Raw genomic sequence first — 11897 nt, 5'->3', positions numbered from 1 at the left:
CGGCGCCGGATGAGGAAAAGATTGAAATGAGTATGGTTGATACTGCCCCAGGTAAAATTCAGGTTCGTGATTTGAACTTCTATTATGGCAAATTCCATGCCCTGAAGAACATCAACCTGGATATCGCGAAAAACCAGGTAACGGCGTTTATCGGGCCTTCTGGCTGTGGTAAATCGACGCTGCTGCGTACGTTCAACAAAATGTTTGAACTGTACCCGGAGCAGCGTGCGGAAGGTGAAATTCTGCTGGATGGCGACAATATTCTCACCAATACCCAGGATATCGCTCTGCTGCGTGCCAAAGTGGGCATGGTATTCCAGAAGCCCACGCCGTTCCCGATGTCCATCTACGACAACATCGCTTTTGGCGTACGTCTGTTTGAGAAACTCTCGCGTGCGGATATGGACGAACGCGTGCAGTGGGCATTGACCAAGGCCGCATTGTGGAATGAAACCAAAGATAAATTACACCAGAGCGGGTACTCTCTCTCGGGTGGTCAGCAGCAGCGACTGTGTATTGCGCGTGGCATCGCCATTCGCCCGGAAGTGCTTCTGCTTGATGAGCCATGTTCAGCGCTCGACCCTATTTCTACCGGGCGTATCGAAGAGCTGATCACTGAGCTGAAAGAGGATTACACCGTCGTTATCGTTACCCACAACATGCAGCAGGCTGCGCGTTGTTCCGATCACACGGCATTTATGTACCTGGGCGAGTTGATTGAGTTCAGTAACACGGACGATCTGTTCACCAAGCCCGCGAAGAAACAAACTGAAGATTACATCACCGGTCGTTACGGCTGATTCAGGAGCTTGTTGTGGATAACCTTAACCTTAATAAACATATTTCCGGCCAGTTCAATGCAGAGCTGGAAAGCATCCGTACCCAGGTGATGACCATGGGCGGCATGGTCGAGCAGCAGCTTTCTGATGCAATCACGGCGATGCACAACCAGGACAGCGAGCTGGCGAAGCGCGTCATTGAAGGCGATAAGAACGTCAACATGATGGAGGTGGCGATCGACGAAGCCTGCGTGCGTATCATCGCCAAGCGTCAACCGACAGCGAGCGACCTGCGTCTGGTGATGGCGATTATCAAAACTATCGCTGAGCTGGAACGTATTGGCGACGTGGCAGATAAAATTTGCCGCACCGCGCTGGAGAAGTTCTCGCAACAGCACCAGCCGCTGCTGGTAAGTCTGGAGTCGCTGGGTCGTCACACCGTGCAGATGCTGCACGACGTGTTGGATGCGTTTGCGCGTATGGATCTCGACGAAGCGGTACGTATTTATCGCGAAGATAAGAAAGTCGACCAGGAGTATGAAGGCATCGTGCGTCAGCTGATGACTTATATGATGGAAGACCCACGTACCATTCCAAGCGTGCTGACCGCGCTGTTCTGCGCACGTTCCATCGAACGTATCGGTGACCGCTGCCAGAATATCTGCGAATACATCTTCTATTTCGTGAAGGGACAAGACTTCCGTCACGTGGGCGGCGATGAGCTGGATAAGCTGCTGGCGGGCAAAGATCCTAAAGAGTGATAAAAACGTAGAAAGTAGGCCGGATAAGCGTTAGCGCCATCCGGCAATTGCCCGGTGGCGCAAGCTTACCGGGCCTACAAAAAATTACCGGGTAATATCCCAACCCCGCGCCTTCCACAATTCCGGCAACTGTGCCAGATCGGTAAAAGTCGTGACTTTGGGATGATCGATCGGTTTGTTATGCGGATCTGCGCAGAAGTAGAACACTTCCATCCCCGCCGCAATCCCCGCCTGCGCGCCTGCGCTGGAATCATCAACCAGAATGCAGTTCTCAACATTAACGTCCATTGCTTTTGCCGCATGGAACATTAGGGCCGGATCGGGCTTCCAGCGTTGGATATCGTAGCCGCTGAACAGTAAATCAGGAAAATGGTGCAACATGCCCAGCTTACCCAGCGAATGCTGCATTTTGCTGACCGGACCGTTAGACACCACGCACATTGGCACAGCCATGCTGTCCAGCAGCGTGTTCGCACCAGCAATGACTTCCAGCTCGGTATCGAACAGACGTGCGACCTCAGCGCGGTAAACCGGTTCTAAATCGGCCTTTGCCAGTTCGACACCGTGCTCTTCGTTGATAATGTCGATGATCTCGTACAGCTTTACCCCCTTGAAGCGTTTGAAAATTTCTTCAAGATCGAGCGTAATGCCAAACGCCTGGAACATGCTGACATACGCGCGAGAACAAATCACTTCACTGTCGACAAGGGTACCGTCACAGTCAAAAAATACGGCTTCTATCTGGGACATGTCATTTCCGTTTTAACAAGTTTAACGTTTTCGTAATGCATTATTGGGCGACGCAATCGTTGCCGTATAAGCAAAATCAATGAAAAAAGTTGCTCATAACCCAACCCTATTGTCGCATTTTGGTATAGGATAGCGACGAATTTTCCCTCCTTGTTCGGAAATTGATAATGAGTCAACAACACACAACCCAGGCTTCTGGCCAGGGGATGCTGGAACGCGTGTTCAAACTGCGCGAACATGGCACGACGGCACGGACCGAAGTGATCGCCGGTTTAACCACCTTCCTGACGATGGTGTATATCGTTTTTGTTAACCCGCAAATTCTTGGCGTGGCTGGCATGGATACCAGCGCCGTCTTTGTTACCACCTGCCTTATTGCTGCCTTTGGTAGCATCCTGATGGGGCTATTTGCTAACCTGCCGGTCGCACTTGCGCCTGCTATGGGCCTGAACGCATTTTTCGCTTTCGTGGTCGTCGGCGCGATGGGCCTGTCATGGCAGATCGGTATGGGGGCTATCTTCTGGGGCGCGGTAGGTCTGCTGCTGCTGACCATTTTCCGCGTACGTTACTGGATGATTGCTAATATCCCAGTTAGTCTGCGAGTGGGGATCACCAGCGGTATCGGTCTGTTCATCGGCATGATGGGGCTGAAAAACGCAGGTGTTATCGTCGCCAACAAAGACACGCTGGTGTCTATCGGTAACCTGACGTCCCACAGCGTACTGCTCGGTATTCTGGGCTTCTTTATCATCGCGATTCTGGCGTCACGTAACATTCATGCGGCGGTGCTGATTTCCATCATTGTAACTACGCTGCTGGGCTGGATGCTGGGCGATGTCCATTACAACGGTATCGTTTCTGCGCCGCCGAGCGTGATGTCCGTTATCGGACATGTCGATCTGGCTGGTTCGTTTAACATTGGCCTGGCGGGTGTGATTTTCTCGTTCATGCTGGTCAACCTGTTTGACTCCTCCGGTACGCTGATTGGCGTGACGGATAAAGCCGGTCTGGCGGACGCGAAGGGCAAGTTCCCACGCATGAAGCAGGCGCTGTATGTGGATAGCGTGTCGTCGGTTACCGGGGCGTTTATCGGGACCTCTTCCGTTACCGCCTATATTGAATCCTCTTCCGGGGTGTCGGTTGGTGGCCGTACCGGCCTGACGGCAGTCGTCGTTGGCCTGCTGTTCCTGCTGGTTATCTTCCTGTCGCCGCTGGCGGGTATGGTACCGGGCTATGCAGCAGCAGGTGCGCTGATTTATGTTGGCGTGCTGATGACATCAAGCCTGTCACGCGTGAAGTGGGATGATCTGACTGAAGCGGTTCCGGCGTTTATTACCGCTGTGATGATGCCGTTTAGCTTCTCAATTACCGAAGGTATTGCGCTGGGCTTTATCTCTTACTGCGTGATGAAAATCGGTACTGGACGTTTCCGCGATCTCAGCCCGTGCGTCATCGTTGTCGCGCTGCTGTTTGTACTGAAGATTGTGTTTATCGACGCGCACTAAAATATCGGTCTGGACAACTGCCCGCCAGGCATCGTTGCTGGCGGGCGTTTTCTTTTAGGCTTTCACGCGTTGGATGTAGTCGCCAAATGCGGTCAACTGGCCGGTCAGATGGTCCAGCGTGCTTTGGTCAATCACTTCACCCGTCTGCGGATCCACCTTGTTTTGAATGACCCCGCCCATAAATTCCGGCTTGTTCATTACCATGGCGTCGAGGAACACCAGGATTTGACGCAGATGGTACTGGCAGCGCGCGCCGCCAATGGCACCCATGGAGCTGGTCTGGATCAGCACCGGTTTGCCGGATAATGGCTGATCGGGCAGGCGAGACAGCCAGTCGATGGCGTTCTTCAGTCCGCCCGGAACAGAATAGTTATATTCAGGTGTGACGATGACGACACCGTCAGCCTTTCTGATTTGCTCAGCCAGTGCTTCTACGCTGGCCGGAAAACCTTCTTCCTGCTGGAGATCGGCATCGTACAGTGGGATATCACCAATCGACGGTAACGCGCTCACTTCCATTCCTGCGGGAGCAATCTTGGGCAGTGTACGGGCAACCATTCCATTAAACGAACCTTTGCGCAGACTTCCCAGTAACGTAACAACATTCAATGTTTCAGACATGGTGACTCCTGTTTCATCATAAAGGTTAAATCAAAGCGTATGGCTTTTCGCTGCGCATAATTGAGAGAACCGGATCAGACGACCCGTTGGCTCATTGGCGCGAGTCTGGATATCAGGCAAACTTTTCCAGTCCTGCTGACCATCAAACTCCCAAACCTTGAGTTTTTCAATGGCTGGCGAAACCGCAACCGACCACACCAGCACATCTTCCGCGTCGCAAATGGCTTCAATCTGCGCAACATGGGCACATTTCAGGCGTCCTGCGCCGGGTAAAAGCTGGAGTTCGCGCGGATCGTCATTGCATACATCGCCGGTGAGTTTGAGTACGCTCTGGCGCAATGTAATGAGCTGCGCGCGCGCTTCATTGGGGTCGTTTTGATTATTGATCCACAGGTTTTCGTTACTGGAGAAGCGCCACGTTTCCGCTGAATTTGGATTGTTAAACCCGCGGGTTGCCCGCTGAAGTTCCATATCCAGGCCGCACGTTCCTTCAGTCGTTAGCACAACGCCGACGATATTCCCGGCATAAGAGATCGAAAATCCCGGTAGATTCTTATCGCGAAAAACGGGCTTACCTTTCGCCTCAGTAACAATCTCAGGCAACGTGCTGGTGCCGTAAAGCATGAACATCAGTTCGGCGAGAAGACTTCGGGAGGCCAGGAAGCGTGTTCGGCGATGAGCGGGCAGATCTCTTGCTTCGATATGGCATGGAGAAGGGAGGCGAGCTGATACCAGGTGTCCCTCCGTAAGAATCCCTCTGGCAAAATGTGTCGCCATTTTTCGCTCCGTGATTAATGGTCCGTGATTATCACCAGAGTAACATTTACACGGCTTCCGGGCAGGCTTTGCTGCCCAAAAAGTAAGCGGAAATGGGATACATTACGCGATATTTACATTTCTGTTGCCAGAATGGTCGATTTTGAAACACCAAAATGACGGATCGTCAGGATATATCGCGATAAAGCGCCTTGATCGTGTCTTTTAGCCAGACGATCTTAGGATTGTGGCTGTTGCGTTTATGCCAAAGAAGAGTAAACGGTACGCGCATTTTTTCCAGTTGCGCCGTATCAAATGGCATCGGCCGCGCAACGAGTGGAAGCTGGTGGAGTTGGTTATAACGCTGGCAATAAACCGGTGCGGTGGCAATCAGCGCGTGATCCGGCTGCGCTGCCATAAACAGCGATTGCTCAAAACCAGGCAGACATAACGCGATATTGCGTGCGCGCCCCATTTCTTGCAGGACTTCATCCAGCGCCCAGGTATCGCTTTGCTCCCAGCTAATGCTGATGTGCGGATAGCGCAGAAAGGTGTCCAGATTCCACTCTTCCTGCAGTGCGGGATGATCTTCACGTAGCCAGACGCAGGGCAGATCGGAAAACAGCACTTCATGGTCGATCGACAATGGCAACAAACTCAGCAGTTCTCGCGAACGCGGATGACTTTCGCGCCCGGTGAAGCCAATATCCACTTCACCGCGAATAATGGCATCCAGCGAATCATAGTCCCAGTTGCGTATTTTGATCGTCGCCTGAGGATAGCGCTGGTAAATCTGCCGGGAGAGCGCGTTGAACATGATCATCACCAGTGGCGTTTCGGCCACCAGATCAAACTTCAGCCCGCGCGGCGATTCATGGTGCGGCTTATCGAGCAGCTGATTGCCCATCTGCATCCATTCAGCCAGGCTCTGCTCCATGCTGACCATCAGCGGCGTCGGCGATAGCCCCAGCGGGGTGTTCACAAACAAGGGATCGTCAAACCAGGCCCGCAGCTTCGACAGCGACTTACTGACCGCCGACGGTGTGACGTTCATCCGTTTAGCGGTTTTAGTGACGCTGCGTTCCTGCATCAACAGCTGCAGGCAGAGCAATAAATTAAGATCGAGACTGCTGAGGGATTTCTTCATGAGTTGGCGCGGACCGGTTAGGTGCAACAGTGATAATCAGCATGATACTCACTATGCTACAGCCAATCAGAATCCCGATCAGCATATTCAGCGCATCAAGGCCAAGAACAGCCGCCAGCCAAATCCACAGCGAGGAACCGCAAACCTGTGCAATACCTAATGCCGAGCTGGCGACGCCCGCGCGCAGCGAGAACGGTCCCAGCGCCTGGCTCATCGCAACACCGAAACCGACCGAGAATCCGGCGCAGATTAAGGTTAACCCGAACAACGTTACCGCGTGTGAAGTAGCAAGGGTTAACACCACGCCTGCACACAGAAACAGCACCTGCGAGGTCAGCATCATAACGCGAGGTTTAAACACGCTCAGAGCAAATGGCGTAGAGAAAGAGACCGCCATACTGATGCCAGCGGTCATGGCCATGGTAGTGGCGTACTCGCCGCGGTCGAAGCCCATCACTTCCATCAGCAGCACCGGAGACGTATTCACAAAGGTCAGGATCACCGACACGCTGAGGGTGGTAATGGCCAGACGGCTTAAGAAAAAGCGGTTTACCAGTGATTCGGTTGTGTGGTTCTTTTCCATCGTCGCCATAAGCGTTGCTGGGCGCGATTCTCGCAGGACAAACACCGACAGCAGGCAAACAGCCACACCCATTCCCATCATCGTGTAGAACAGGCTCTGCCACGGGTATTTGAGCATGATCAGATGCCCCATCACCGGAGCCAGCACCGGCACGATACAGGTAATACCGTTCAACAACGACAGTACCTTCGCCCGGCGACGATCGTCGAGCGTATCGCGCAGAATAGCGAAAGCCACCACATAACAGCAGCCAGCGCCCACACCCTGAATAAAGCGGCCTACCAGGAACGGCGTACCGCTCTCAGCAAATGAACACAGCGCAGAGGCGAAAATAAAGATGAGTGCACCGACAATGGCGACTGGTTTACGTCCTGACTGGTCGGCAACTTTTCCGGCGAAAAGCATCGCCGTCGCCATTCCTGCCAGATAAACCGAAAACGCGATATGCAGTTGCGCCTCGCTGGCCTGTAAATCGGCCGCAATACGGGGCAGCCCCACCAGATACATATCAATACCGGCAGGATAAAGAAGAACCAGGGCGAAACTGCAGATTAGAAAGCGTGTCATAGCGACCTCATGAGAAATGTGGCGCTAAGCATACGGTCAGAGAGTCAACTGCACGAGTTGCCATTTGGACAACAGTGATTTCCGCATGGGAAATTGTTGTTGCCGGATGGCGGTGTAAACGCCTTATCCGGCCTACAGGGCCTGTAGGCCCGGCAAGCATCGCGCCACCGGGCAACACAACGTTACTTACCAATACAGAAACTGGAGAAAATTCGTCCCAGCAGATCGTCGGAGGTAAATTCCCCGGTGATCTCACTGAGGTTCTGCTGCGCCAGACGTAGCTCCTCTGCCAGCAATTCTCCGGCCCATGCGCCGAGCAGTTGGGCTTTACCCTGCTCGAGATGCTCTGCAGCTTCTGTCAGCGCCTGCAGGTGACGACGACGCGCCAGGAAGCCGCCTTCCATATTGGTTTCAAAGCCCATACTCTGTTTGAGATGGTTACGCAGTACGTCAACGCCTTCACCGGTACGTGCGGAGAGACGAACCAGTGAGTGGCTATTTACTTCGCTAAGGCCCAGCGTCTCACCGGTAATATCCGCTTTGTTACGTACCACGGTAATTGGCAGTTTGGCTGGCAGACGGGCAATAAAGTCTGGCCAGATGTCAGCCGGGTCCACGGCATCGGTGGTGGTGCCATCCACCATAAACAGCACACGGTCGGCTTGTTCGATTTCCTGCCAGGCACGTTCGATACCAATGCGTTCAACTTCATCGCTGGCATCGCGCAAACCGGCAGTATCGATGATGTGCAGCGGCATACCGTCGATATGAATATGCTCACGCAGTACGTCGCGAGTCGTCCCCGCAATGTCGGTCACAATAGCCGCCTCACGGCCTGCCAGCGCGTTCAGCAGGCTCGATTTCCCGGCGTTAGGGCGACCGGCAATGACTACCTTCATCCCTTCGCGCAGCAGGCTACCCTGACGCGCTTCGGCACGAACAGCATCGAGATCGCTGATAACGTTGTTGAGTTGCGCTTCAATCTTGCCGTCAGACAGGAAGTCGATTTCTTCATCCGGGAAGTCGATCGCTGCTTCCACATAGATGCGCAGGTGAGTGAGCGCTTCCACAAGATGATTTACCCGTGCGGAAAATGCACCCTGCAACGAGTTCAGCGCCGAGCGAGCGGCTTGCTCCGAGCTGGCATCGATCAGGTCGGCAATCGCCTCGGCCTGGGCTAAATCGAGCTTATCATTGAGAAACGCGCGCTCGGAGAATTCACCGGGTCTGGCAATACGCAGCCCGGGAATGGTCAGAATACGTTTGAGCAGCAGGTCAAGAATCACCGGACCTCCGTGGCCCTGAAGCTCTAAAACGTCTTCGCCGGTAAAGGAGTTCGGGCCGGGGAACCACAGGGCAATCCCCTGATCCAGCGTGCTGCCATCCGCGTCTTTAAACGGCAGATAATCGGCGTAACGCGGTTTGGGTAGTTTCCCCAGTACGGTTTCGGCGACCTCACGCGCCTTCAGGCCGGAGATACGCAGGATACCCACGCCACCACGTCCCGGTGGGGTGGCCTGAGCGACGATGGTGTCGTTATGGCTCATGGTTTGTCTCTTCTTAATGCAATAAAAAAGGCGGTCTAATGACCGCCCTTTACTTTATGTTCCGTTTGCCGGATGGCGGCTTCGCCTAATCCGGCCTACACCGAATCAGGAGTTTTTCTTCTCGCGGCTATGCAGGCCACGCTTCTCCAGACCACGGTAAATCAGCTGCTGCTGAATAATGGTTACCAGGTTGCTGACGATATAGTACAGCACTAGACCTGACGGGAACCACAGGAAGAACACGGTGAAGATGACCGGCATAAAGGTCATGATCTTCTGCTGCATCGGGTCGGTTACGGTGGTCGGAGACATCTTCTGAATGAAGAACATCGTCACGCCCATCAGAATCGGCAGAATGTAGTACGGGTCCTGTGCAGACAGGTCATGGATCCACAGAGCGAACGGCGCATGACGCAGTTCAATGGAGCCCATCAGCATGTAGTACAACGCCAGGAAGATTGGCATCTGGATGATCAGCGGGAAGCAGCCGCCCAGCGGGTTAACCTTCTCAGCTTTGTACAGGGCCATCATTTCCTGACTCTGACGCTGTTTGTCATCGCCCAGACGCTCACGCATTGCCTGAATCTTCGGCTGCAGCATACGCATCTTCGCCATGGAGGTGTACTGCGCTTTGGTCAGCGGGTACATGATGCCACGAACGATAAAGGTGATAACGATGATGGAGAAGCCCCAGTTACCCAGGAAGCTATGGATCCACTTCAGCAGTTTAAACAGCGGCTGAGAAATGAACCACAACCAGCCGTAATCCACGGTCAGATCCAGGTGCGGTGCAACGGCCGCCATTTTATCCTGAATTTCCGGGCCGACCCACAGGGTACTGGTCATCGCGCCAGTCTGGCCAGGCTGTACCAGTACCGGCTGTGACTTATAGCCGATAGCGGCAATGCCGTTACCCAGGTTAGCGGTATAGAAGTTGTTGGTGCCGTCGTTACGCGGAACCCATGCCGTTGCGAAATACTGTTGCAGCATTGCGACCCAGCCGTCTTTAGCATTGACGTTCAGGTTTTCGTTTTCAGCAATGGTGTCGAATTTGTATTTCTCATACTTCTCATCCGGCGTGGAGTACGCCGCGCCGCGGAAGGTGTGCAGCGCAAAGTTGCTGCTACCTGTGTCGCGATGAGATGGCAGATTGATGGATTGCTTCAGCTGACCAAAGGTGGAGACTTCCAGCGGTTTTTCGCCGGCGTTCTGCACGCTGTAGTTAACGTTGACAGCATATTCACCACGCTTGAGTACAAACGTTTTAGTGAATGTGTTACCCGCTGCGTCAGTATAGGTCATCGGGATCTGCAGTTCGTTCTGACCGTCAGCCAGTACAAACGCGTCTTTCTCGACGTTGTACAGCGGACGCGGGCCGTTAGCCGGGTTATCCGGGCCGTCACGACCTGTCAGGCCACTCTGTGCCTGATAGATGAACTGTGGCGTGGTTTCCAGTAACTGGAACGGTTCGGTAGAACCGAGTTCTTTCGGGTAAGCTGGCAGTGAAGCCTGTTCCACATCACCACCACGGGTGTTGATGGTCAGATCAAGCACGTCAGTTTTAACCGTAATCAGTTTCCCCTGGCCACTGGCCGGTACGCCCTGGTCTGCGGCGCTACCCGCTGCGGTGGTCGTTGTCTGCGTGGTCTGTTGGGCCTGAGGTTGCGGGTTTTTATCCTGCTCCCAGGCTTGCCAGATCATGAAAGACACGAACAGCAAAGCGATGACTAAAAGATTGCGTTGCGAATCCATCGTTAGTGTTCTCTGGTATCAAATGGTCCGGGCGGGACGGGATCGTCACCACCAGGGTGTAAAGGGTGGCATTTTAATACGCGTTTCACCGTCAACCAACTGCCTTTTATCACTCCAAACCTGCGCAATGCCTCAATTCCGTAGCTCGAACAGGTTGGAGTGAAACGGCAATGCGGCCCAAGCAGCGGACTGATCAGGCGTTGATAGACCCGAATGAGGGCTATCAGGACCCGCGAGCCAGGCGACAATGGCGACGCCATAATTTTTCCAACGCTTCCGAGAGAGCACGGTTATCGAGGTCAGCAACCCCTTTTTTCGCCACCACCACGAAATCCATTGCTGGAAGGTCGTGCTGACGTAAACGGAAGCTTTCACGCGTCAGACGTTTAATCCGATTGCGTTCATGCGCACGTTTAACATTTTTCTTGGCGACTGTAAGACCGATACGGGGATGCCCCAGCGAATTCAGGCGGCCGAGGATGGTGATTTGCGGCGTGCCAGCCCGTTGTGGCTGCTGGAAGACGAATGTGAAATGAGTGGGAGTTAACAAACGTAACTCCCTGGGAAATGCGAGCTTAACCACTCAGGGGCTAGCTTTTATTACTTAGAAACGGTCAGACGAGAACGGCCTTTAGCACGACGACGTGCCAGAACCTGACGACCATTTTTATTAGCCATACGAGCACGGAAGCCGTGAGAACGGTTGCGCTTCAGTACAGACGGTTGAAAAGTGCGTTTCATGGCGATTTCTACCTAAACTTGAATAAATTCACTGACTTTTGCGTATACCCGAACGAATTTCGAACGACTTACGCCACAGTGTGGGTGATTAAAGAGGCCGGATTGTAATAATTGTACACTCCGGAGTCAATTCTCTTTCCTTATTTCCCGCTTTTTTCCGCATGGTTTCGCGTAAAAAACAGGCAGCGTTGACGCCGTAAGGCGACCGTTACTCGCTGGGGGTAAGAATTATACGGGCTGGTGGATAAAGCGCAAGGATCGCTCGGGATCTTTATTAGATCGTTTAAGCAGTAAAGCATCTTTACTCATTAATTTTTTCAATATGCGCGCTAAAACCTGCAGCACTTCTCCAGGATCGTTTACACTTAGCCGATTCTGGATCATCCTG

At 53.3% G+C, this 11897-nt stretch carries 14 protein-coding genes; 3 read left to right on the top strand and 11 right to left on the bottom strand.

The window, feature by feature from the left end; all coding sequences use genetic code 11:
- Positions 1–26 precede the first annotated feature (26 nt).
- Together pstB and phoU are read left to right on the top strand one after the other, a co-directional pair.
- On the top strand, positions 27–800 hold the full coding sequence (pstB, locus tag C2U41_RS22360) for a phosphate ABC transporter ATP-binding protein PstB (protein WP_003023821.1): 774 nt from the start codon (positions 27–29) through the stop codon (positions 798–800).
- A 14-nt stretch (positions 801–814) separates the two neighbouring features.
- A complete protein-coding gene (phoU, locus tag C2U41_RS22355; protein WP_003023824.1) occupies positions 815–1540 on the top strand; it encodes a phosphate signaling complex protein PhoU in 726 nt (241 codons plus the stop codon).
- Between the two features lie 84 nt (positions 1541–1624).
- On the opposite strand, the gene yieH is transcribed toward phoU, so the two are convergent.
- Positions 1625–2290, bottom strand: coding sequence for a 6-phosphogluconate phosphatase (yieH, locus tag C2U41_RS22350; protein WP_032950596.1), 666 nt, complete (start codon positions 2288–2290; stop codon positions 1625–1627).
- A gap of 167 nt (positions 2291–2457) precedes the next feature.
- Here yieH and adeP point away from each other — a divergent pair, with 167 nt between their 5' ends.
- Positions 2458–3795: an adenine permease AdeP gene (gene adeP / locus C2U41_RS22345; protein WP_003023830.1), complete on the top strand. Its 1338-nt coding sequence runs from the start codon at positions 2458–2460 to the stop codon at positions 3793–3795.
- 54 nt (positions 3796–3849) lie between these two features.
- On the opposite strand, the gene C2U41_RS22340 is transcribed toward adeP, so the two are convergent.
- The 10 genes from C2U41_RS22340 to C2U41_RS30200 form a co-directional block, all read right to left on the bottom strand.
- The gene (locus C2U41_RS22340; protein WP_003023832.1) at positions 3850–4416 is read right to left on the bottom strand and encodes an NADPH-dependent FMN reductase; all 567 of its coding nucleotides are present in this window, start codon (positions 4414–4416) and stop codon (positions 3850–3852) included.
- Positions 4417–4446: 30 nt separating this feature from the next.
- A complete protein-coding gene (locus tag C2U41_RS22335; RefSeq protein WP_003840588.1) occupies positions 4447–5193 on the bottom strand; it encodes a 4'-phosphopantetheinyl transferase family protein in 747 nt (248 codons plus the stop codon).
- 166 nt (positions 5194–5359) lie between these two features.
- A complete protein-coding gene (yidZ, locus tag C2U41_RS22330; protein ID WP_003023837.1) occupies positions 5360–6319 on the bottom strand; it encodes an HTH-type transcriptional regulator YidZ in 960 nt (319 codons plus the stop codon).
- Positions 6288–7469 (bottom strand): MFS transporter, encoded by a 1182-nt coding sequence (locus C2U41_RS22325; RefSeq protein WP_003840591.1) that lies wholly within the window; start codon positions 7467–7469, stop codon positions 6288–6290. The genes yidZ and C2U41_RS22325 overlap by 32 nt, the downstream gene beginning before the upstream one ends.
- 182 nt (positions 7470–7651) lie before the next feature.
- Positions 7652–9016, bottom strand: coding sequence for a tRNA uridine-5-carboxymethylaminomethyl(34) synthesis GTPase MnmE (mnmE, locus tag C2U41_RS22320; RefSeq protein WP_086538661.1), 1365 nt, complete (start codon positions 9014–9016; stop codon positions 7652–7654).
- Between the two features lie 105 nt (positions 9017–9121).
- Positions 9122–10768: a membrane protein insertase YidC gene (gene yidC / locus C2U41_RS22315; protein ID WP_003023844.1), complete on the bottom strand. Its 1647-nt coding sequence runs from the start codon at positions 10766–10768 to the stop codon at positions 9122–9124.
- Between the two features lie 2 nt (positions 10769–10770).
- Positions 10771–11028, bottom strand: a complete 258-nt coding sequence (yidD, locus tag C2U41_RS22310; RefSeq protein ID WP_003023846.1) for a membrane protein insertion efficiency factor YidD — start codon at positions 11026–11028, stop codon at positions 10771–10773.
- Positions 10992–11351, bottom strand: coding sequence for a ribonuclease P protein component (rnpA, locus tag C2U41_RS22305; RefSeq protein WP_003023848.1), 360 nt, complete (start codon positions 11349–11351; stop codon positions 10992–10994). The genes yidD and rnpA overlap by 37 nt, the downstream gene beginning before the upstream one ends.
- Before the next feature lie 17 nt (positions 11352–11368).
- Positions 11369–11509, bottom strand: a complete 141-nt coding sequence (rpmH, locus tag C2U41_RS22300) for a 50S ribosomal protein L34 (RefSeq protein WP_003023858.1) — start codon at positions 11507–11509, stop codon at positions 11369–11371.
- A 228-nt stretch (positions 11510–11737) separates the two neighbouring features.
- Positions 11738–11818 (bottom strand): hypothetical protein, encoded by an 81-nt coding sequence (locus C2U41_RS30200; protein WP_418222139.1) that lies wholly within the window; start codon positions 11816–11818, stop codon positions 11738–11740.
- Positions 11819–11897: the final 79 nt, after the last annotated feature.

This window comes from Citrobacter freundii complex sp. CFNIH4 (genome assembly GCF_002934505.1).
GTDB classification, from domain to species: Bacteria; Pseudomonadota; Gammaproteobacteria; order Enterobacterales; family Enterobacteriaceae; genus Citrobacter; species Citrobacter freundii.
The sequence above is the reverse complement of the archived record's forward strand: the minus strand, read 5'-3'. Positions and strand labels throughout refer to the sequence as shown.